The organism is Methylobacterium sp. JK268 (assembly GCF_054052225.1).
The window spans coordinates 364,498-386,417 of the sequence record NZ_JBSVZN010000002.1; the positions used below are offsets into that span (position 1 = coordinate 364,498).

The window sequence follows — 21,920 nt, forward strand, 5'->3', positions numbered from 1 at the left end:
GCGGATGCCAGCTTGGGCGTCATGAAGCGAAGGCGCATGATCTCGCTCGCGAGTGCGGTGACCGTGATGACGCTCGGCGGCGTCGGCTACGCGGCGCACCGGCGCAGCCAGAATCCCTACTATCGCGGGCCGGTGAGCGATCATTTCGACGGCACGCGCTTCTTCTCGCCCGGGCAGGCGCAGGACAAGGACCTGGCCGAGCTGGCGCGCTGGCAGCTCGGGGGCGGACGGACCTCCTGGCCGCGCCGCTGGCCGAGCCCCTTCCTCGCCGACACGCCGCCGGAGCGGGTGGCCGGCCTGCGCGTGGTCCATCTCGGCCACGCGAGCCTGCTGATCCAGGTGGCGGGGCGCAACATCCTGATCGACCCCGTCTACGCCAAGCGCGCGAGCCCGGTGGGCTTCGCCGGGCCCAAGCGCGTGAACCCGCCCGGGATCGCCCTGGCGGATCTCCCCCCCATCGACGCGGTGCTGATCACCCACAACCACTATGACCATCTCGACGGGCCCACCCTGGCGCGCCTCTGGGCGGAGCATCAGCCGGTCGTGGTGGCGCCGCTGGGCAACGACGCGATCATCCGCTCCTACGACGACGCCATCGCGGTCGAGACCCGCGACTGGGGCGGCACGGTCGAGCTCGGGGCGGGGCTCGCGGTCCACCTCGTGCCGAGCTACCACTGGTCCGCCCGGGGCGTGAACGACCGCCGCATGGCGCTGTGGTGCGCCTTCGTGCTGACGACGCCCGCGGGGGTGCTCTACCACGTGGGCGACACCGGCTACGGGGATGGCGCGATCTTCCCGGCGGTGCGCGAGCGCTTCGGCCCGGTGCGCCTCGCCACCCTGCCGATCGGCGCCTACGAGCCGCGCTGGTTCATGGCCCCTCAGCACGTCAACCCGGAGGAGGCGGTGCGGATCGCGGCGGCCGTCGAGGCCCGCCAAGCGCTCGGCCACCATTGGGGCACGTTCCGGCTCACCAACGAGGGCGTCGACGCGCCCGAGCAGGCGCTGGCGGCGGCGCTGGTGGCGGCGGAATGGGACGCCGAGCGGTTCCTCGCCCTGCGCCCGGGGCAGGTCTGGGAGGGCTGAGGCGCCACGCCCCGCCCTCTCCGTGAAGCGCGCCTCAGGCGGCGGCAGGCCGTCCGCGCTCGCGCACGATCTTGAGCGGCTGCCGGGTCGCCCGCTCCCGCGCCATGGCGCAGAGCCGGTCGAGCTGGAGCGTGAAGAACGGATCCGCGAACCACTTCGAGGCCGCCCCGACCAACCCCTCGACCTGGAGCGTCGCGACGATGCCGACGTGATCCTCGTACTGCCCCGATCGGGCGAGCTTGCGCGCCTCCCCCAACGCCCTGGCGCGGTCCCGCATGCGTTCCTGGTGCTTGATCGCGCTGCTCATTCGTCATCTCCCCCACGCGCGTCCCGCGCGATTCGCCAGCGTCCGCAGAACAACGGCCTCAGGAAGGCTGCCGTCCGGCCACTCTGGGGCGCGAGGCTGGTCCGGGGCTGACCTGGGCGCGGGGGGGGGGGGGGTGAATCTGATGCGAGAGGTCCGCCCCTCGTCCCCTCGGTGGCGTGACCGGATCGAGCGAGCCCAGCGGACAGCCGGGCAGAGGCACCCATCCCTCCGCAGCGCCTCAGGCGACCTGCCAGACCTGGGTGCCGGCATAGCCGCTCAGCACCAGGCTCTGGTGCCCCGACCCGTCCACGTCCGCCAGCGCCCGCACCGTCGTGGCGCTGTCCCAGCCCTCCTGGTAGCCGAAATCCCCGATCGTCTTCGTCGGGTCCATCGTGAAGCTTAGGTGACCGGAGGCGTCCCGCGCGCCCAGCGCCACGAAGGTCGACGAGGCCCCGAACCCCACGATGTCCGGCGTCCCGTCCCCGTTCACGTCCCCTACCAGCCGCGGCGTCAGCGCGTTCGACCAGCCCTGGTTGCTGCCGAAATCCGCGATGGCGAGGTGCAGCGCCCCGAAGGGCTGCCCGCCGTTGCTCGAAGGGTCCTGCCCCTCGGCCACGAACACGCCCGCCGCCCCGAAGGCCAGGATGTCGTCGGTGCCCGTCACCGCGTCGTGCACGACGAGGCGCTGAGTATTCTGGTCGGTCCAGCCCTGCGCCCGGCCGAGGTCGGTGCTGCCGCCGAAGGTGGCGGTCTGGACCGGGCCCAGCGTGTACTGGTGGCTGGAGGGATCCTCCTGGCCGTAGGCGAAGACGGTGCCCTGGGGGCCCATGCCGATGAAGTCGGCGACGCCGTCGTGGTTGAGGTCGACGATGCCGCCGTCGCTGTCCAGGAAGGTGCGGACGTCCGTGAGCTGGTCCCAGCCGCCGGTGTTGCCGATGCTCGCCGGCAGCACGGTGGCCTGGGAGGCGTCGGCGCCCGGGGCGAAGGCCTGGCCACCGACCACGATGCCGTCGTTGCCGAAGCCGAGGATGGAGGCGTAGGCGTCGCTCGTGCTGGTCTTGAGGATCTGGAAGCCGTTGTGCTCGGTCCAGCCCTGCTGGGTGCCGAAATTGGCGTAGAAGTGCGGAGCGCTGTCGTAGATCGGAACGGAGTAGGTTTGGCCGGCGGCGTCCTGGCGGGAGGTCGGGCTCTGGGCGGCGTACCAGTAGACCCCGGCGTAGCCCTGGCCGTAGACGCTGGCGGCAACGCCGGCGCCGGTCATGGCGGCACCGCGCTGGGCCTGGGCGGTGTAGCCCATGTTGGTGCCGAAATCGTGGACGATGGCGGCGGGGCCGACGAAGCTCGGTCCGGTGCGGCCCTGGCCGTTGGCGAAGGTGCCGCCGCTCGCCACGAAGGTGTATTCAGCGCCGAAGGCGAGATAGTCGGCGCCGTGGTTGCCATCGAGGTCGACGAAGCGGCGCGGGTTGTTGAGCGATCCCCAGCCCTGGGCGAGCCCGAAATCGGGAAGGAAGACCGGGGAGGGCTGGGGCGGGATCGGGTTCAGGGCCGAGAGCCGCAGGAGGGCGTGACCCGCGCCGTCGTCGGCGAGGGTGAAGTCGCTCTGGATGTAGGCGCCGGCGAGCTTGAGGCTGGCGAGCGTCGCGCCGCTCCCGTCGCGCACCGCGAGGGTGCCGCTGGTGAAGGACCCCGCGTAGCTCACGCTGAGCTGGCCGGAATAGGTCAGGTTGGTGAGGTCGATCCGGTCGCCCAGGCCGAAGCCCGAGATCGTGCCGCTATAGGCTCTCGCAAGCCTCAGCGCCTCGGATGTGCCATCCCCCGAGAAGGTGACGTTGCCCTGGAACGCGTTCTCGAATGACAGCGTGCCGCCGTTCTTCACGAGGGCTGTTCCGGATCCGGTCACGGCGGCCGCGACCGAGAGTGTGCCGCCATTTTCGGCTTCCAAGAGACCGCTATTGGCGAGGGAGAGGCCGCCGGCGATCGCGAGAACGCCGCCGGATGAGTCCGCATCGATGGTTCCGGCATTGATGAGCGACGATCCCGTCGCGCCGCTGACCACCGTTCCGACGCCGGAGAGCAGATTGTCGACATTCGTCAGGGCGCCCATCACCGAGAGGGTGCTCCCCGCCGCCAGTGCGACGTGTCCTCCGCCCGTCCAGTTCCCATTGACCTGCAGCGCCCCGCCGTTGAGGTGAACGACGCCCGCGTTCGCGACGTCGCCGACATCGGACAGCGTGCGACCCGCCGCGACCCTGACCTCCGCCGCGATGTTCACCGCTGCCAGGGCCGTCGCCCCTTCCACGTCATAGAAGCCCGTGCCGGTCCCTTGCAGGGAACCGCCCAGCAGTGTCGCCCCGCCACCGAGATGAATGACGGATCCATCGCCAACGAACAGCCTGCCGCCGCTTCGTTGATCGATGGTACTGCCGACGATGCGCAGTCCTGCCTGACCAGTGGCCTCGATGAGGCCGGCATTCGAATCCGTGCCGCTATAAAGGGTAATTGAATCGGTGGAACTGTCTGCATTGATGACGCCGCCTGCGTCATTCTGAAAATTGACTAAGACGGCTCCCGATCCGTTAACCACATTGTCGACGTTATGAAAAAATGCAGAAGATCCACTCAAGGTGGAGAGCGTTATACCGCCACCGCCCGAGAGTGTCGCGCCGGCGCTACCGACGTTGATGTAACCGGTGATACTTCCTCGATTAACGATCTGCCCAGTGATTGTCAGATATGAACTATCGATCGCACCAATATTGGTGACGGCGCCGGCAGCCGTGCCGCCGTCCAGCGTCGCAGTGTTGGCACGGATCACGGCTCCGCTCACCGTGATGAGGATACCTCCGTTGATCGTCGATTGGCGAAGGTCGACGTGGGCACCTTGTCCGGCCGCGCCGATGTAACCCCGCCCCGACTGAGTGACCGTCGTCGCGTTGATGACAAGGCCTGCGGAACCGGTGTCTACGATCGCTCCCGCGTTGCTGACGCCCTGATGCATGCTGAGCTGAAGCGCCTGGTCTCCGGTTTCAGTCGCCCAAATCATGCCTCCGGCTTGATTGTCGAGCGCCAGCTCATAACCAGCATCGCCGATCGAGCCGTAGTTCGAGCCGATCGTGCCGGCTCCCGAGATCGTGTTGCTGGCGTTATGCAGAACGGTGCTTGTATTTTGGGAGCACCCCGTAATCAGGCTGTTGTAGGAATAGCCTCCCGGAACGCTGGTCATTCGGATCGAGCCGCCCCCCGTCAGCGTGAGGTCGCCTTGGCTGACCTGGAGCGTCGCCCCGTGGCCGGTTGCGTTGAGGGTGATCGTCCCAGCGTTGTCGAGGGTGCCCTTGGCGGCCGTGCTGGTCCCGTCCGCGATGAGGAACGAGCCTTGATTGTGAATGGCCCCGAAGCCGGAGGCGCCGTCGAGGAGATTGGGTCCGCCGGAATTGCCGCCGAAATTGCCAATCGCGATCACGCCGCCGTCCGACGTCGCAAAGGTCCCACCCTGGACCGTCGCGCCGGCGAGCGTGACGAGGCTGCCCTGTCCCGTCGCTTCGATGCGACCGGTCGCGCCCTGCCTGACCGTGTTCTGGAAAATCAGAAGGCCACCCGTCCCCGACCCCCGGAGAACGCCGTTGTTCGTGATGGCGTTGTGCATCTGCAGGACGAGCTGGCCGTTGTCGGAGCCAGGCGACACGTTGCCGTTTCCATCGACCACACCGCTGGTCTCGTTGATGAAGTTGAGCTCGTTGCCGTTATCTCCGTAGCTGTTGTAACTGGCACCGATCTGCCCGGTGCCCGAAATCGTTGTCCGATTCACCAATGTCTGCTGGCTCGATCCCGCCCTGATCTGAGCGGTGTAGCCGTCCTGTAAGTAGGACATCACGATCTGCCCATTCCCGGACAGGGTCACGACGTCTCCGCCCGAATACAGGATCCCGCCGCTCGTCAAGCGCACGGTGCCATCGTTGACGAGACCGCTGCCCAGCGTCAGCCCGCCCGCGCCGCTGATCGTCACCGAGGAGCCCTCAGCGATCGTCGCGATCCGGGCTGCGGCGGTGCTCCCGTAGCTGTCCCGCCCGGAGATCGATACGTCGTAGGTTGCGGCTCCTCCGGGGGCGCCGATGGATACGTCACTCGCCGTTGTGGGGAGCGGGTCGGAGGCGTAGAGCGCGTTCAGGGCGTACGAGTCCGGTGTATTTTGCGGATCGAGATAATATGTCCAATTAAATATCTGGTTGATTACGGTGCCGTTGACGTCAAGAGTATCGATTTCCCCATACCAATTGCGCGACTGAATGCCGGCAACTCCCGTGAAAACGTATAGACCAGTCATTCGTTTCGCTCCCCTCCGCACTCGTACTCCGTTAGACGGCGCGTGAGACGGATTCGTCGGTACTGGAGGAAATATTTACCATGCTACAACCTACCAATCGGTTACCGTGCAGAAACTGACACGGCGAACCGCGCGACCTTCCTGGTCGTCAGCGCTCACGTCCACGCTCCGGGCACGTCGCGATCGCGAGTGGGCTCGCCGCGATGGGTCGTTGTTGACATTCGCCCAGCTTGCCGCCGTCACGGCTGACTGGCCCGCGATCCTCAGCGCCCTTGCCCTCACACCCAAACGCCAGGCCCGCGGCGACGCTGGGAGCCGGCAATGCGAAGTCACGCTGATCCGCTGCCGCCCCTGCGCTCACGTCGCCCGCTCGCGCGCGATGATCGGCCGACGGTTGTGCCGGGGGGTCGTTTTCCCTGTCGAGGTGTCGCTGCGGCGTGGCCACCGCGGTCACCGGGCGAAGCCGGGATGATCAGGCTGCCAGGATGGGCAGGCTGACGAGCGGTTCATCGCTGATCGCGGCGATGCTTTCCAGCGTCATCTAGCGGGCGCGCTGGACGGCCGACTCGTCGTTCTGTTCGAGCAGGATCGCGCCGGCCAGGCGGGTGATGGCGGCCTCATTGGGGAAGATACCGACCACCTCGGTGCGCCGCTTGATCTCGCCGTTGAGGCGCCCCAGCGGGTTCGTGCGGTGAGCGCCTTCTCGGCCATGCGCCGCGGCTCCAGGGAGGTGGGGAAGTACGAGCCCTTGCGCAGCTTGGGGATGCGCAGTTCCACCGTGCCGGCCCGCGTCTGCCCGTCCCGGTCACGGTAGCCGTTGCGCTGGACCAACCGCTCGGCGCTCTTCTCGCCGTGGGCCGCCCCCGTCAGGCCGCCCACCGCCAGCTCCATCAGCCGCTCGGCCGGAAAACCGATCATCTCGCGCAGCAGGTCCGCGTCGGCGCTCTTCCTCCGCAGCCCGCGCAGGCTCATCATCTCGTCGGTCATCGGAGGTCTCTCGGGTTCGGGGTTGTGCTCGCAACCCGACCCTTCCCGGCAACCGCCGATGACCACCCCGCGAGGCAGCCCGTCCTCTACACCGCTGTGGAGGCCGCGCGGACGAACTTCCTCGCTACCGTCGAGCGACCCCACCATCAGGGACACGACCGAGACGAGGGTGCCGGGCCGCCAGAGCAGCTGCCTCGGCCGACATACGCAATGCTGTCACCCGCATGTCGCGGACGTAGCGGCGCAGCAGCCTCGCCTTCATCGGCTCGCCGGCATCCTCTTCCGCACGTGCGATCTCAGCAAAGCGCTGAGCGGCTGCCTCATGGTGTGCAACAGAATCGAGCAGGGCCGTGTAGGCTTTGCTGATCGGGTCGTGCATCGGGCTGTCCGGCCTCTTGGGTGGTGTCACGCCCGCCTAACGCGCGAACGTCCAGATCGGCACCCCGCCTCCGCGCCCTGGTGTGCCCCTTCCACGAGGTCCAGAGGTGCTTCCGCACGCGGCACTCCGCGATCTCGAGGACCGCGTAGGAGGACGGCATCAGCACCCCGCACCAGTCGCCTCGGATGGCGCCGGCCTGCGGGTGAACGCCGAACAAGGTGAGTGTCCCAGCAGAGCCGACCGGCCTCTGTGCCGAACTCGTCTATGACGCGGCGTATACGGTTGACGCATAACATACAAGCTCCAGAGCCCATAGCTCGCAATCCAAGTGACGATATTGCTTGATCTACATCAATGAAAGTGTATATATTTCCATTATATTCATGCTGATCGCCGCAACTTCTCTCTAAGTGAGAGAGATATGTATTTGGACTTTTTTCACTTAGATTGGACGGCGGTCATTCGATGCACACTCTAAGGGAGAAAATTATGGCCACGATGACACATCCGGCTCATGAAAAGCACATGCTGGCTGCGGCGCATCACGCCGCCGCGGCTCATCATCATCACGAGGCTGCCCACCACCACGCTCACGGCAACGCGGAAGAGGCTAAACGGCACGCCACCAGCGCGCATGAACACAGCGAGCATGCGCATAGGCACACGGTCGAGGCCGCAAAGCACGCCGTGAAGTGAAACCACACATCGATTGATCGAGCTGCTCAGCATCGGAGTGGGACGTCCAGGCGCCCCACTTCGCAACCGACCATGCGAGAGGCTGGCGAGGCCGCGGGACCAATCGAGGACGATGGGGGAAGGCGGGACGGGCGCTGATTCAAAAACGACGTCACGGTAGAGTGGCGGCCCCAGAACGCCACCGGAACACCCTTCGAGACTTTCCTTGGGACCTTGTGTCCCGCATCGCCCCTTTGTCCCCCGTCCGTTCTCAATTCAGCATGGTGCGAACGGACCTGTCGGCCTCGAAGGCTGATGACAAGTCTCTGAAATCCCGGAAGGAAATCTGGCGACCCCGGCAGGGCTCGAACCTGCGACCTGCCGCTTAGAAGGCGGCTGCTCTATCCAGCTGAGCTACGGGGCCAAACCCGACGCCTCTCCCGTAGCAAACCGCTCCGAGACTGTCATCCGGTCCCGTCGCGCGGCCCGCCACGGCACGGCAGCGACGGGCCGGGGGGCCTACCCCAACCGGCAGGACGACGACGGGCTGTGGGGCGGGACCCCGGGAAGGCGATCGCCGAGACGATCCGGGTCGGCATCCGCGCGACGCATCCGGACACGCGCACGGGCGGGATGCCGGCCTTCGGGGGAGGGACTCCTGAAGCGCGACGAGGTTGAGACGGTGGCGAACGACGTGCTGTCGCAATCGGGTTCCGCCTTCGCGCCCTGCCTCAGGCTGCAACGGGGTGAGATCTTCGCGCAGACCCGCGCGGGCTGCCACGGCGAGCAGGGCCGGGGCCGTCCCGACCTCGGCGCCCCGAACCGCACCGACGCGGCGTGGCTCTGCGGATCGGCGCCCCGCACCGTCGCGGCGACGATCACCGACGGGCGGCGGGGCGTGAAGCCGACCGGAGAGGGGCGGCGCGACGCGGTTCCGATCAAGTCCCCGGCCATCGACCTGCACGGGCTCGGCGGCGAGCTGTTGGCGCGCCGCGCCATCCCGCTCGGCGGATGAGTCCGGCGCCCGGATCGCGCGCCGCGCCGGCTCGCACGCGACGGGTTCCCGCCCTGGTTCACGTGGGATAAGATTCCGGCACTGCCCCGCCGCGCCATGGTCGCGCCGTCCGGCGGCGTGGTCCGCGGAGCGCAGCCGCCGGGCAGGAAACGACTTCCGCATCGCCGCGGGCGCGGTCGACCGGAGGAGCTGGACCATGTCGGCTGAGGCGGTCGTGCACGTGGTCGACGACGACGTCGCGGTCCGCCGGTCGCTCGCCTTCCTGCTGGCCTCCGACGGGTTGCCGGTGCGCCTGCACGAATCCGCCCTGGCCTTCCTGGACAGCGTCGGCGAGACGCGGGGCTGCGTCGTCACGGATGTGCGCATGCCCGGTCTCGACGGCATCGCCTTCCTGCGGCGGCTGCGGCAGCGGGACAACCCGCCGCCCGTGATCGTCATGACCGGGCGCGCGGACGTTGCGCTGGCGGTCGCCGCCATGAAGGAGGGCGCCCTCGACTTCATCGAGAAGCCCTTCGACGACGAGGTCTTCCTCGCGACCGTGCGCCGGGTGCTCGGCGATCCGCAGCGGGCGGCGAGGGGCGAGGCGGCGGACTCGATCCGCGGCCGCATCGCCGCGCTGACTGGCCGGGAGCGGCAGGTCATGGACGCGCTCGTGGCCGGCAAGGCCAACAAGGTCATCGGGCGCGATCTCGGCATCAGCCCGCGGACCGTGGAAATCCACCGCGCGAACCTGATGACGAAGATGGGGGCCGGCACCCTCCCGGACCTCGTGCGCATGGCGATCGCGGCGCGGGGGGGGCCGGATTGAGACAGATCAAGGTCCGCCCGCGGCGGCGTCCTACCCTTCGCGGAGCGCAGGGATCCGCCGCCCCATGTCCGCCTCCTCGGGACCGGTTCTCGTCGTCGACGACGACGCGGCCGTCCGCCACGCCCTCAAGTTCGTCCTGGAACTCGAAGGGCTCGACGTGCGCCTCTACGCGGACGGGGCGCAGCTCCTCGGTGAAGTGGGGCTGCCCGCGGCCGGGTGCCTCCTCATCGACTATTACATGCCGGGCATGGACGGGGTGGAGCTGGTCGGCCTCCTGCGCGAGCGCCGGGTCGCGCTCCCCGCGATCCTGATCACCGGCCTCTCCACCGACGACCTGCGCCGCCGGGCCGCTGGGGCGGGCTTCCTCTACCTCGTGGAGAAACCCTTCGAGGACGGCGCGCTGCTGGCGGGCATCCGGGACGCGCTCTCGGCCTGGCCCTGAGCGCGTCCCCGCCTGGCCCGGCGCGCCCGGGCTCAGAACAGCTCGATCGCGGGCGAGGCCGGACCCACCGCGATCCCGCCGCTCACCGCGGCGTCGCGGTTGTGCTGGATCGCCGTCACGTAGCCGGCGCGCAGCCCCTCGACCACCGTGTCGGGGCGCAGCGAGGCCGGGTCGGCGCGGTCGACCAGGGCCGATCCGACCTCGTCGAGGTAGCGGTGCAGCGTCGCCACCGCCGCCGCGACGGCCTCGACCTGCTGGCGCACCACGTCCTGGAATTGCACCTGACCGCAGACCTCCAGCACCTGCATGCCGATCGCGCGGTTGCGGGCGTCGATCTCGCCGAGTTCCGCCTGCGCGGCGGTCGCGGCCGAATCCGCCCGGGACGCGGCCAGCCCCTCCACCTCGGCCAGCAGGGCGCGCAGCCGCTCCTGCTCGCCGCGCACCCGCTCGTCCGTCCGCGAGGCGAGCCAGTTGGCCTCGACCGCGGCACCGATCGACGACACCGTGCGGCCGGCCTCGGTCACCATCTGCTGCGACGACTGGGCGAGGGCCCGCAATTCCCCGGCGATGACGCGGAACCCCGCGCCCTGCTCGCCCGCGCGCACGGCCTCGATGCTGGCATTCATCGCCAGCATGGCGATCGCCCGTCCGAGCCCGTCGAGGGTGGTGGTCAGCGAGCCAAGACCCGCGAGCTGGTCGCTGATCGCCCGGATCTGCTCACGCTCCCGCAGGGTGGCCTCGAGGCGCTCCTCCAGGTAGGCCCGCAGCGCCCGCGCCAGGGCGTCGAAGCTCGCATCCCCCGCCTGGACGAGGCCGACCATCCGCTCGCGCGTCCGGCCGGTGAAGGCCGCGGCCTGCGTGACCGCGTCGTCCAGGGCGCGCAGCTGCGCCAGGATGCCGGACGCCGCCGCCTCGGTCTGGTCCGCGATGCTGCGCAGCTGCGCGTCCGCGATGGTGAAGAAGGGCGCGAGCCCCGCCAGGGCCTCCGCCTCCGCCACGCGCGGGGCGGGGAGCGGCACGGCGATGGGCGGGACGGCGATGGGCGGCGCCTCCACCGGGACGGACGGCCGCGCGGTCGCGGCGGGTCTCGGATGCTCCGCCAGCGCGATCGCCGCCGTCGCGCCGCCGACCGCGCTCAGGGCCGCGAGGAGGGCCGGGCCGAGATCGGCGAGCCCGGCGGCCCAGGCCGCGCCGCCGAGCAGGAGGCCGGCGGCGCTCGGCAGCGCTGCCGCGAGGAGGGGCCGGAGAGGAGGTGGGTGCAGCGCCGCCGGGGCGCGCCAGCCGAGGGAAGTCACGGGAGATTCACCGATCGCGGGGCCGGGGCTCAGGCCGCCCGCGCCGCGAGCGCGGGCGCGACCTTCTGGATGACCTGCAGCAGGGCCGCGGCCTGGACGGGCTTGACCAGCCAGCCGGTGGCGCCGGCGGCGCGGGCCTCGTCGCGCTTCTCCTGCTGCGACTCCGTCGTCAGGACGAGCATCGGCGCGAACCGGGTCGGGCCGAGCTTGCGCAGCTCCCGGATCAGCTGGACCCCGTCCATGCCGGGCATGTGGTAGTCGGTGATGACGAGGCCGGGCGCCACGCCGCCGCGCACCTTGGTCAGCGCCGCCTCGGCATTGGCGCAGGTCTCCACGCTGAAACCCGACCGCTTGAGGATCTCCGACATGCTCGCCAGGATCGTGGGAGAATCGTCGACCAATAATATCACACCCATGGCTTCAATTCCTGTCCGCTGCATTCTCGTTCGATAAACTTTTATTCTGTTTCCATTGCCGTAGAGATATAGTCGCACAAGATGTCGAAATCGACAACAGCGCGCGCCCGCGGCTTGTAATACTTTACAGGTTGTTGCTGCCCGAAGGCCTCGGCGAGGGCGACGTCGGTGCGGATGCCGGTGAGCAGGCGCCGCTCGCCGAACCGCGCCGCCAGGAGGTCGCGCGCCGCGCGCTGCATCGTCATGCGGAGATCGACCTGGACGGGCAGCAGGCTCAGGCCGCGCAGGCGGCCGTTGATGCTCCCGGCGACCCGCAGGTAGGAGCGCGCGAATTGGCCGACCCCGTCGACCGCGAGGGGATGCAGCAGCGTCGGCACGAGCACGTGGTCGGCGGCCGCGAGGGCGCTCACCAGCAGCGCGTCGGCGGAGGGCGAGGTGTCGACCAGCACGAGGTCGTAGGAGGGCCGCAGCGGGTCGAGCGCCCGGTCGAGCAGCGTCGGCACGTCCGGGTCGGGGGCGCGCTCGCCGCCGCGGTCGGCGGGGGCGACGTCGACATTGGCGTAGGCGCTGGGGCGCACGGCGCGCGCGAGGTCGGCGGATCCGGACCGGAACATGTCATGGGCCGTGGGCTCTCCGGCCGCCGCGCGGATCCCGAAGCCCAGTCCGGCATGACCCTGGGTGTCGAGGTCGACGACGAGAACGCGACGGCCCCGCGCGCCGAGGGCGGCGGCGAGGTTCACCGTCGTGGTGGTCTTGGCCGTTCCGCCCTTGCGGTTCGCGACCGCGATGACCCGCGCCGACATCGCCGCGCCCGTCAGTCGGCGCCGCGCGGCAGGCCGGCGAGGCAGGCCGCGGTGACCGGGTCGGCCGGCGCGCCGGTCAGGGTGGGGCGCAGGGCCATCAGCACCTGCAGCACCGCCGCGTGGGCGTGGTCGAGGCCGGCGAGATCGACGCAGGCGGGCGGCTCGGCCCCGCGCAGGGCGTCGAGGAGCGGCTCGGCCTCCTCGGCCGGGCAGTGGCCCGTCAGGCGCAGGATGGAATCCGTCAGGGTCAGGGTCATCGCACGAGATCCGCGAGGTTGAGCACCAGGAGCACGCGCCCGTCGCCGAGAAGGGCGGTGCCGGAGAAGCCGGTGAGGTCGGCCAAGAGCCCGTCGAGGGGGCGGACGATCACCTCCATCCGCTCCCGGAAGCCGTCCACCACGATCCCGACCCGCTCCCGTCCGACCCGCACCACCATCACCGCCTCCTCCTCGGGCGGCATCTCGGAGGGCGGCGGCAGGCCGAGGCTGTCGGCGAGCCGCACCACCGGGATCACCGCGTCGCGCAGCACGAAGGCCTCGCGCTGCTTGACCCGGTGCAGGCGCGCGCGCGGCACCTTCACGGTCTCGGCCACCGCGTCCATCGGCACGCCGAATTGCTGCCCGCGCACCTCGATCGTCACGATCCGGGTCACCGCCATGGTCAGGGGCAGCTGCACCGTCACGCAGGTGCCCTCACCGACCCGGCTGCTCAGCCAGACGTCGCCTCCGGCCTTGCGCACGGCGGTGCGCACCACGTCCATGCCCACCCCGCGCCCCGACAGGTCGGAGACTTGCTCGCGGGTGGAGAACCCCGCCGCGAAGACGAGGTTGACGATCTCCTCCCGCGCCATCGCGGCGGCCTGCTCGGGCGTGACGAGCCCGACCCGCACGGCCTTGTCGCGCACGGCTTCCGGGTCGATGCCCTTGCCGTCGTCGGCCACCTCGATGATGACCGTGTCGTTCTCCTGCCGGGCCGAGAGCCGCAGCGTGCCCTGCGGGGCCTTGCCGGCCGCGCGCCGCTCCTGGGGTGTCTCGATGCCGTGGTCGAGGCTGTTGCGCACCATGTGGATCAGCGGGTCGGCGAGGCTCTCCAGCACGTTCTTGTCGGCCTCGGTGTCCTCGCCCTGGATCACCAGGGTGACGTCCTTGCCGAGCTTGCGGGCGATGTCGCGCACGAGGCGGGGGAAGCGCTGGAAGACCTGGCTGACCGGCATCATCCGGATCGCCATCACGCCGACCTGGAGGCTCTGCGCGAGCCGGTCGATGACCCCGTACTGCTCCTTGATCTCGCGCCCGAGCTGGCGGGAGCCGGAGACCTGCTCGACGCGGCCGGCGAGGTAGGCGAGGCCGTTCTTGGCCACCGTCAACTCGGCGACGAGGTTCATCAGCGCGTCGACCTTGCCCTGCTCCACGCGCAGCACCCGGGCCGGCGCCTTGCCCTCGGCGGTCTCCGGTGCGGCGGGAGCCGGCACGGATTCCGGTGCCGGCGAGTCGGGTGCGGGCGCGGTCGGCACCGGGGCAGCGGCCGCGGCCGGTCGCGGCGCCGAGGCGGCCACCCCGAGGGCCGCGCGCAGCGGCGCCGGATCCCCGTGCGCCGCCGCCTCCTCGATCGCCCGGCCGAGGGCGCGCGCCCTCTCCCCGGGCAGGAGCGGCAGGCAGCGGCGCAGCACGGTCGCCACCGCTTCGAGGCGGCCCCGGGCCACCGCCGGCTCCGCGGGCACGGCCAGAACCTCGGCCTGGGCGGCGACGAGCGCCGCGGCGGCCTCCACCAGGGCGGAATCGCGCGCGGGGCGGGCCGCCGTCGGCTCGCCCTCGACGGCGGCGATCAGGCGCTCGACGAGGTCCGGCCCGGCGCCGCAGGCCAGGGCGTCGAGGAGCCAGCGCAGGGCCGAGGCCGCGAGCGTCTCCTCGGCGATCAGGCCGAGGAGCGCCCGCGCGGAGGCGGCGAGCCCGCCGTGGTCCCCCGCGGCGAGTTGGCCGCGGCCGCGGACCGCGAAGTCACCGAACAGCTCCAGGGCGTCGCGGCGCCCCTGCGGCACCGCCAGCGCCGCTCCGGTCAGGGGCGCGAGAACGCAGCACTCGGTGACGTAACGCAGGTGCTCGGCCAGCCCCTCCGGGGCCACCGCCGACAGAACCTCGAAGCGCAGGAAGCAGACGAAGGGATCCAGGGCCTCCGGCTCGGGCAGCGGGCCGCGCGGCAGCACGCGCAGGGCGAGGAGGCCGGGGGATTGCCGCACGAGGTGGGCCGGGTCGTCGCCGCGGAAGAAGCAGGCCTCGTCGGGCTCGTAGGTCCAGGCGACGAGAGCCCCGTCCGGCCCCGCCGCGCGGAAGGCCTCCCGGCGCGTCGCCTCGGGCAGCGCCGCCACCCAGCCCGGTGCTTCCGCGCCGACGGAGGCAGTCGCCGCGGCCGCGGCCGGAGCGGCGCCGAGCCAGCGGCGCAGGGCCGCGACGCGCGCGCCCATCTCGGACTCGGCATCCTCCGGCAGGCGCTCGCGGGATTCCAGCACGTCGATCCAGTGCCCGACGAGATCCAGGCTGTCGAGGAGGCCGTCGACGATCGCCGGTTCCAGGGAGAGGCCGCCGGCGCGCACCTCCACGAGCAGGTCCTCGGCCGCGTGGACGAGATGCGTCAGCGGCGCGACCTCGAACAGGCCCGACGTGCCCTTGAGCGTGTGCACCGCCCGGAAGACGTCGTTGAGCGCCTCGGCGCTCGGCGCCTTCTCCAGCTGGAGCATGCCGGTGCCGGCGAGTTCGAGCAGTTCCCGCGCCTCCGGGATGAACTGGGCGAGCAGGGCGTTGGTCATCGCGCGCATCCCGCCAGAACGGTGGCGACCCGGGTGAGGTCGAGGGGGCGCACCGGCTTGGTCATGTAGTGGTTGGCGCCGGCCGCGTAGGCGCGGCGGCGGTCCTCGGGCTTGCTCTCGGTCGAGATCATAACGGCAGGCACGGCCGCCAGTTCGGGCATCTGACGGCCCTGCCGGAGGAAGGCGTAGCCGTCCATCTTCGGCATGTTCACGTCGACCACGAGCAGGTCGAAATGGTCCTCGATCGCCTTCTCCAGGCCCTCGAAGCCGTTCACCGCCTCCTCGACCGTGAAACCGGCCTCCTCCAGCACCTCGCGGTAGTACAGGCGGACGGTCGCGGCGTCGTCCACCACCAGAACACGGGCCATCTCACTCCTCCGCATCGGCGGGCTTCTGGTAGACGATCGCCTCCGCGAACTTGCGCACGGCGAAGAGGGACGAGATCCGGCTCATCGATTCCGAGTGGCCGAGGCAGACGAAGCCGCCCGGGTTGAGCGCCGTGTAGATCGTCTGCGCGGCGTCGCGGCGCGACGCGTCGTCGAAGTAGATCAGCAGGTTCCGGCAGAACACGACGTCGAAGTGGCGGAACATGCCGGTCGAGAGCGGGTCGCACAGGTTAGCGTGCACGAAGGTGATCGAGTCGCGCAGGTCCGGGATGACCTCGTAGCCCTCCCGCACCGGCCGGGTGAAGCGCGCCAGGGTGCGGGCGGGCAGGTGCTGCACGGAGCGCTCCCCGTAGCGGCCGGCCCGGGCCTGGGCGAGGACGGAGGTGTCGATGTCGCTCGCCACGATCTCCACATCGTAGGTGTCCACCGCCGGCCAGTTCTCCAGGAGCTGGAAGGCGATCGAGTAGGGCTCCTCGCCGGTCGAGCACGGCACCGACCAGATCCGCACCGGATCGCCGGGGCGCTTAGTCCGAACGATCTCCGGCAGCAGCGAGCGCACGAGGCACTGGAGCTGGTACTCCTCGCGGTAGAAGTAGGTCTCGTTGACGGTCATCAAATTGACGAGCGCCTGGAACTCGCCGCCCCCGGCCTGGAACCGCATGGTGTTGAAGTAGTCGCGGAAGGTCGTCGCGCCGGCGACGACCATGCGCTCCTGCAGGCGTTTGTCGACGAAGTAGCGCTTGTTGTCGGCGAACATGATGCCGGTGCGGCGGTAGAAGAAGTCGCGGAAGCGGGAGAAGTCCTCGTCCGAGACGGCGGGGGCGGGGGCGGCGCGGGCCGCGAGCGCGCTCATCCGGCCCTCGTCAGGCGATGCGTCGGATCGCGGCCTTGGCCGCGAAGCGCAGGAAGGGCTCGTCGGGGAAGCGGGCCACCGCCGCCTCGATGGCCGGAACCATCGCGGGACGCCCGATCTCGGCGAGCACGTCGAGGGCGGCCGCGCAGACGTTGACGTGCGCATCCTCAGTCAGCGCCCGCAGCGCGAGGTCGGCGGCGGCCGGGTGGCGCAGGCAGGCCAGCACGTTGACCGCGAAGATGCGCCGGTCGCTGTCGGCGTGGGCGAGGGCCTCCGAGAGGGCGTCGATCACCACCCCGTCGAGTCCCTGCAGGGCCTCGATCGCGGCGTTGCGCAGCCAGACGTCCTCGGAATCGAGGAGGCCGATCAGGTGTCCGACCGCGGCGAGCCCGCCGTTGCGGGCGAGCGCCCCGAGGATGGCCTCGCGCACGCTCGGATCTTCCTCGACCGACAGCCGGGCGGCGAGCAGGGCGGCGCCCTCGGGGTCGGCGGAGAGGCGCAGGGCCGCCTCGCGGCGCTGGGCCGGGCGGCCCTCCGCCAGCGCCGCGCGCGGGTCGGCGGCGGTGTCGGCCGGGGCGGCGAGGGACGAGCGGACGAGGGCCATGCGGTCTCTTTCTCAGGACAGCCAGGTCTGGATCTGGTTCGGGATGGCGTTGGCGCGCAGCGTCCGCGTCGCGCCGCCGAGGCGGATGAGTTCGGCCGGCATTCCGAAGACCACGGCGGTCTCCTCGGATTCCGCGATGGTGCGCCCCCCCGCCCGGCGCAGCTCCGCCATGGCGGCGGCCCCGTCGTTGCCCATGCCGGTGAGTTGGACGGCGATCAGCGCCTCGGGCGGGAAGACCTCGCGCGCGGAGGCGACGAGGCGCTCGACGCTCGGGTGCCAGCGCATCGCCGGGTCGGACGCCACCGAGGTGACCACCGGCCGGCCGAGGCGCGTGTCGACGACCACGTCGGCGTCGCCGCGCCCGATATAGATCCGGCCGGGAGACAGGGGCATCGGCGCGGCGACCTCGACCACGTCGAGGGCGCAGATCCGGTCGAGGCGCTGCGCGAAGGCCGCCGTGAAGGAGCCCGGCATGTGCTGGGCCACCACCACCGCCCAGGGGAAGCCGGCCGGCAGCGCGGGCAGGATCTCCTCCAGCGTGCGCGGGCCGCCGGTGGAGACGCCGACCAGCACCGCGCCGGGCGTCGGCCCGCTCGGCGCGCGCCGGGGCGGGGGCGCCGCCTCCCGGGCCCGCCGCAGCCGGTTCACCAGACCGCGGGCCCCCCGCGGGCGGGCGACCGCCGCGGCCTTGACCTTGGCGATCATCTCGTCGCGCACGAGGTCGATGTTGAGCGAGACGGTACCGCCCGGCTTCTCCACGAAATCGACCGCGCCGAGCTGCAGCGCCTCCAGGGTGACCGGCGCGCTCTCGCGGGTGAGCGAGGACACCATCACCACCGGGCGGGGCGCCCCGGACATGATCTCGCCCAGGCAGGTGAGACCGTCCATCTCCGGCATGTTGATGTCGAGGGTGACCACGTCGGGGTTGAAGGTCTCGATCTGCTCGAGGGCGTCGCGGCCATTGCGGGCGGTTCGGATGTCGAACACGCCCGCATCCTCGAAGATCGTGCGCAGGTGCTTCCGCATCAGGGCGGAATCATCGACGATGAGGAGCTTCGGCATCAGGGTCGTGCTGGCTCGCGGGGACTTTCGGGGAAGGGGGATCGGGCGGTCGCGTCAGGCGGCCGCGCCCAGGTCGCCGACCTCGCGCCGGTTCAGCAGCCGGCCCACGTCGAGCATCAGGATGATGCGGCTCGCCTGCGCCAGGTTGGCGATGCGGTCGACGGCGCCGCCCTCGTCCTGCGCGAGGTCCGGTGCCGGGGCGATCGCGGCGCGGGGGATCTTGAGCACCTCCGAGACCGAATCGACGATGAAGCCGGTGCGCAGGCCGTCGATCAGGAACACCATGATGCGCTGGCGGTCGCTGCGCTCGGCCTCCGGCAGGGAGAAGCGGCGGCGCTGGTCGACCACCGGCAGCACGCTGCCGCGCAGGTTCACCACGCCCTCGATGAAGCCCGGGGCGCGGGGCACGCGGGTGAGCTGCTCGGGGACGCGCACGATCTCCTGCACCGCCTCGATCGGGACGCCGTACTCCTCGTCGGCGAGGCGGAACACCACGCATTGCTCCTCGTCGCTCGCCAGCGCGTCCTGCCCGCGGTCGTCCTGCACCATGCCGGTCTCCGATCTGTCCTGAAGGGCGGCCTCGGCCGCCAGTGCGGTGTCGAACAGGCGCTCGGCCGAGAGGATCGAGACGAGGCGCCTCCCCTGGTCGATCCGGCAGATCCCGTCGATCTCCCGCAGGCCGCCCCGGCCCGTCAGCAGGTCCGGCAGCGGATCGACGATGCCGCGGGCCACCCGCAGCACCTCCTTGACGGTGTCGGTCACGATCCCGACGGAGCGCAGCTCGCCGCGGATCTCCCAGGACACCACGACGATGCGGCTCTGCTCGGAGAGCGGCGCCGCGGCGAGCCCGAACAGCGCGCGCAGTGAGACGAGGGGCAGCAGCCGGTCGCGCAGGGTGACGACGCCGATCACGTGCGGGGCGGCGTTCGGCATCGCGCTGATCTGCTCGGGGACCTGCACGATCTCCTGCACATGGGCGATCGGCAGGGCGTATTCCTGGCCGGCGAGCTCGAAGGACACGAGCTGGATCTCGTCGGTGGCCGGCGCCTCCGCCGCCGCCTCGGCCCGCATCTGCGGGCCGCCCTCGCCGCCCTCGCCGCGGGACGCCGCGCGGCCCCCGCCGCTGCGCTGGAGGAGCCGGGCCGGGTCGATGATAGTGATCACCGCGCCGTCCCGCTTGATCATGCCCGAGAGCAGCGCGGAATCGACCCCGGCGCCCAGAGCGGCGGTGCCCTCGATCTCGGAGATCTCGCTGGTGACCACGCTCGCCATCCGGTCGACCACGAAGCCGAGCGGCGTGCCCTGGCTCATCACCACGACGCGGGTGGCGTCGTCGTGCGTCCGGTCCGGCAGCGAGAACAGCCGACGCAGGCTGGTCACGGGCAGCACGGCGCCGCGCAGGTTCGCGAGGCCGGCGAGCGAGGCGGGCGCCAGCGGCACCTCGACCATCTCGGGCAGGCGGATGATCTCCTGCACCTCGGCGAGGGGCACCGCGTAGGTCTCGGCATCGATCAGGAAGGTGACGAATTGCCGGACGGTCGGCGCGCCGGCCGCCGGGGCGGCCGCGTCTTGCACGTCATCGGTCATCGGGGGCTCCGGGCGGGAGGCAACAGGGAGGCGCGGCGGAGGCATCCGCCGGAGCGAGCGGGGCCGCGCCCTGAGGGCGGCCCCGCGCGACGGGGGCTCAGTCCTGGTTCTGGAGCTCATCGGCGAGCGAGGCGATCTCCTCGATCGCCGCGGCGAGTTCCTCGGCTCCCTTCGCCTGCTCGCGCGCCGCCTGCTGCGCCTCGATCGCGGCGCGGCCGGCCTGCTGGGCGGCGATGGAGATCTGGTCGATGCCCCGCTTGGCCTCGCCGAGATTGGTCATGATCTCGTCGGCTCCGGTGAGGATCGAGCGGCTGCCGTCGAGCACGATCGCCATGTCCTGCTCGGCCGTGCGCAGGTCGGCGGTGATCGCCTTGTTCTTCTCGACCTCGGCGGCGGCGGCGCTGGAGATCTCCTCCAGGTCGCGGCGCACCGCCACGACCTGGTCCTGGATCGCCTTGACGAGATCCTTAATCCGGTCGGCGTTCTCGGAGGAATCCCGGGCGAGGTTGCGAATGTCGGTCGAGACGACCATGAAGCCCTTGCCGAACTCGCCGGCCCGGGCCGCCTCGATCGAGCCGTTCACCGCCAGCATGTTGGTCTGGATCGCCACCGTGGTGATCGCGTCGACGATCTTGTCGATGCGCCGGCTCACCTGCTCGAGCGCGTTCATCTGCTCGCGGCTCTTGTTGGTATCCTCCAGGGATCGGGTCACCCCCTCGACGAGGCCGGCCACCGCCTCCTGGTTCTCGCGGAGCTGGGCCGTGATCGCGCTGCCGCGGTCGAGGGATTCGCGGGCGCGCTCCTGGGACAGGCCGGCCCCGCGCTCGATCTGCGAGATCGCCGCGGCGGATTGCTGGGAGGCGGCCGATTGCTGCTGCGCCCCGCGGTTGATCTGGTCGAGCGCCGTCGTGATCTGAGCGGCCGCGCGGTTGATCTCCTCCACCGCCGAGGACAGCTCCTCGGCCGCGGAGGCGACCTCCTCCGAACTCTTGCCGATGTCGGTGGCGTTCTTGAGCTCGTCGGCGAGCACCGAGAGTTCGCTCGCCGCCTGCTCGCTCTGGCCGAGCGCCGTGGTCTGCTGGCCGACGGTCTTGAGGGATTCCTCGCAGGCGGAGGACTGCTCCTCCGCCGCCGCGGCAATCGCCTCGGTGCCCTTCTGGGCCTCGATGGCGGCCTTCTCGGATTCGGCGTTCGCCGTCGCGATCGCCTCGGCGCTCTGCATCACGACGACCATCGCGCCGCGCACGCTGTCGAGCTGGGCGGTGACGGTCCGGCCCTTCTCGACCTCCTGGCGAGCGCTCTCGGCGGAGCGGTTGATGCCGTCCGCGATGACCTTCACGTCGGTCTGGATCCGGCCGATCAGCTCCTGGATCTCGCGGGCGCTCTTCTCGGACGTCTCGGCGAGGGTGCGCACCTCGTCGGCGACGACCGCGAAACCCTTGCCGTGCTGGCCGGCGCGGGCGGCCTCGATGGCGGCGTTGAGGGCGAGCAGGTTGGTCTGGTCGGCGATGCGGGCCACCGCCCGCACGATGTCGCCGATATTGGCGGCCTGCCGCTCCAGCTCGACGATCAGCGTCACCGAGGCGGACTGGCGGTCCGCCGCGGTGGCGATCGAGGCGATGCTCGCGGCGATCTGCTGGCTCACGCCGGCGATCAGGCCCTGCAGCGTCTCGGTCTTCTGGCGGGAGAGGTCGGCCTCGCTCCGCGCCCGGCCGATGGCGCCGTTGACCAAGGTCACCGCCCGCTGCGACTGCTCGGAGGCGCTGGCGGCCTCCTCGGCGCCGGTCGCGATCTGCTCCATCGCCTTGCGCAGCTCCTCGGCGGCCGAGGAAGCTTCCGCTACGCCGCTGGCGAGCTGCGTCGTCGCCGCGGCGATGCGCTCGGCGGCCTTCTGCTGCTTGGCGAAGGTGCGTGCCCGGCGGCGATTCTCCTCGTTCAGGCGCCCGAGCTGCTTGACGGCGGCCTGCTCACCGCCGCGCGCCAGCGCTTGCGGCCCGGCCAGGGCCGCCTTCTTCACCAGAGCCATGTGCTTAGGTCCTTTGGGCGTATCGAAGGGCGTTCCACCGCGGCGGCACCGCTGCCTGCCGTTGGCGC

Annotated in this window: 19 protein-coding genes, 1 tRNA gene and 1 pseudogene; 4 read left to right on the forward strand and 17 right to left on the reverse strand. The window is 70.9% G+C overall.

Features of this window, described 5'->3' with window-relative positions; translation table 11 throughout:
* Positions 1-21 precede the first annotated feature (21 nt).
* Positions 22-1,083, forward strand: coding sequence for an MBL fold metallo-hydrolase (locus ACW9J6_RS03675; protein WP_457115064.1), 1,062 nt, complete (start codon positions 22-24; stop codon positions 1,081-1,083).
* Positions 1,084-1,117: 34 nt separating this feature from the next.
* Here ACW9J6_RS03675 and ACW9J6_RS03680 read toward each other — a convergent pair whose 3' ends face one another.
* The 6 genes and pseudogenes from ACW9J6_RS03680 to ACW9J6_RS03705 all read right to left on the reverse strand — a co-directional run bounded on the left by ACW9J6_RS03680 (position 1,118) and on the right by ACW9J6_RS03705 (position 8,176).
* Complete coding sequence (locus tag ACW9J6_RS03680) at positions 1,118-1,390, reverse strand: hypothetical protein (protein ID WP_457115065.1); 273 nt, start codon at positions 1,388-1,390, stop codon at positions 1,118-1,120.
* Between the two features lie 238 nt (positions 1,391-1,628).
* Positions 1,629-5,711, reverse strand: a complete 4,083-nt coding sequence (locus ACW9J6_RS03685; RefSeq protein ID WP_457115066.1) for a beta strand repeat-containing protein — start codon at positions 5,709-5,711, stop codon at positions 1,629-1,631.
* Between the two features lie 687 nt (positions 5,712-6,398).
* Positions 6,399-6,698 (reverse strand): annotated as a pseudogene (locus ACW9J6_RS03690) (transposase); the annotation flags it as partial.
* A gap of 124 nt (positions 6,699-6,822) precedes the next feature.
* Positions 6,823-7,077, reverse strand: a complete 255-nt coding sequence (locus ACW9J6_RS03695; RefSeq protein WP_457115067.1) for a hypothetical protein — start codon at positions 7,075-7,077, stop codon at positions 6,823-6,825.
* Positions 7,078-7,551: 474 nt separating this feature from the next.
* Positions 7,552-7,806 (reverse strand): hypothetical protein, encoded by a 255-nt coding sequence (locus tag ACW9J6_RS03700; protein ID WP_457115068.1) that lies wholly within the window; start codon positions 7,804-7,806, stop codon positions 7,552-7,554.
* Between the two features lie 293 nt (positions 7,807-8,099).
* Positions 8,100-8,176: transfer RNA gene (locus ACW9J6_RS03705), tRNA-Arg, on the reverse strand.
* A 258-nt stretch (positions 8,177-8,434) separates the two neighbouring features.
* On the opposite strand from ACW9J6_RS03705, the gene ACW9J6_RS03710 reads away from it, so the two are divergent.
* The 3 genes from ACW9J6_RS03710 (at position 8,435) to ACW9J6_RS03720 (ending at position 10,017) form a co-directional block, all read left to right on the forward strand.
* Positions 8,435-8,767 (forward strand): hypothetical protein, encoded by a 333-nt coding sequence (locus ACW9J6_RS03710; RefSeq protein WP_457115069.1) that lies wholly within the window; start codon positions 8,435-8,437, stop codon positions 8,765-8,767.
* Positions 8,768-8,963: 196 nt separating this feature from the next.
* Positions 8,964-9,575, forward strand: coding sequence for a response regulator FixJ (fixJ, locus tag ACW9J6_RS03715; protein WP_457115070.1), 612 nt, complete (start codon positions 8,964-8,966; stop codon positions 9,573-9,575).
* Between the two features lie 64 nt (positions 9,576-9,639).
* A complete protein-coding gene (locus tag ACW9J6_RS03720; protein WP_457115071.1) occupies positions 9,640-10,017 on the forward strand; it encodes a response regulator transcription factor in 378 nt (125 codons plus the stop codon).
* A 32-nt stretch (positions 10,018-10,049) separates the two neighbouring features.
* Here ACW9J6_RS03720 and ACW9J6_RS03725 read toward each other — a convergent pair whose 3' ends face one another.
* The 11 genes from ACW9J6_RS03725 to ACW9J6_RS03775 all read right to left on the reverse strand — a co-directional run bounded on the left by ACW9J6_RS03725 (position 10,050) and on the right by ACW9J6_RS03775 (position 21,852).
* Positions 10,050-11,312, reverse strand: coding sequence for a methyl-accepting chemotaxis protein (locus ACW9J6_RS03725; RefSeq protein ID WP_457115072.1), 1,263 nt, complete (start codon positions 11,310-11,312; stop codon positions 10,050-10,052).
* A 29-nt stretch (positions 11,313-11,341) separates the two neighbouring features.
* A complete protein-coding gene (locus ACW9J6_RS03730; RefSeq protein WP_457115073.1) occupies positions 11,342-11,752 on the reverse strand; it encodes a response regulator in 411 nt (136 codons plus the stop codon).
* A 17-nt stretch (positions 11,753-11,769) separates the two neighbouring features.
* The gene (locus ACW9J6_RS03735; RefSeq protein WP_457115074.1) at positions 11,770-12,531 is read right to left on the reverse strand and encodes a ParA family protein; all 762 of its coding nucleotides are present in this window, start codon (positions 12,529-12,531) and stop codon (positions 11,770-11,772) included.
* Positions 12,532-12,542: 11 nt separating this feature from the next.
* Positions 12,543-12,788: an STAS domain-containing protein gene (locus ACW9J6_RS03740; protein WP_457115075.1), complete on the reverse strand. Its 246-nt coding sequence runs from the start codon at positions 12,786-12,788 to the stop codon at positions 12,543-12,545.
* Complete coding sequence (locus tag ACW9J6_RS03745) at positions 12,785-15,334, reverse strand: chemotaxis protein CheW (protein WP_457115076.1); 2,550 nt, start codon at positions 15,332-15,334, stop codon at positions 12,785-12,787. The genes ACW9J6_RS03740 and ACW9J6_RS03745 overlap by 4 nt, the downstream gene beginning before the upstream one ends.
* Positions 15,331-15,702 carry a response regulator gene (locus tag ACW9J6_RS03750; RefSeq protein ID WP_457115077.1) on the reverse strand — a complete coding sequence of 124 codons (372 nt, stop codon included), beginning with the start codon at positions 15,700-15,702 and terminating at the stop codon, positions 15,331-15,333. Before ACW9J6_RS03750 ends, ACW9J6_RS03745 begins: the two co-directional genes overlap by 4 nt.
* Before the next feature lies 1 nt (position 15,703).
* Positions 15,704-16,573: a CheR family methyltransferase gene (locus ACW9J6_RS03755; protein ID WP_457115078.1), complete on the reverse strand. Its 870-nt coding sequence runs from the start codon at positions 16,571-16,573 to the stop codon at positions 15,704-15,706.
* 10 nt (positions 16,574-16,583) lie between these two features.
* Positions 16,584-17,177, reverse strand: coding sequence for a HEAT repeat domain-containing protein (locus tag ACW9J6_RS03760; protein WP_457115079.1), 594 nt, complete (start codon positions 17,175-17,177; stop codon positions 16,584-16,586).
* Positions 17,178-17,189: 12 nt separating this feature from the next.
* Positions 17,190-18,239: a chemotaxis-specific protein-glutamate methyltransferase CheB gene (gene cheB, locus ACW9J6_RS03765; protein ID WP_457115080.1), complete on the reverse strand. Its 1,050-nt coding sequence runs from the start codon at positions 18,237-18,239 to the stop codon at positions 17,190-17,192.
* A gap of 54 nt (positions 18,240-18,293) precedes the next feature.
* Positions 18,294-19,826: a chemotaxis protein CheW gene (locus ACW9J6_RS03770; protein ID WP_457115081.1), complete on the reverse strand. Its 1,533-nt coding sequence runs from the start codon at positions 19,824-19,826 to the stop codon at positions 18,294-18,296.
* Between the two features lie 97 nt (positions 19,827-19,923).
* Complete coding sequence (locus ACW9J6_RS03775; RefSeq protein WP_457115082.1) at positions 19,924-21,852, reverse strand: methyl-accepting chemotaxis protein; 1,929 nt, start codon at positions 21,850-21,852, stop codon at positions 19,924-19,926.
* Positions 21,853-21,920: the final 68 nt, after the last annotated feature.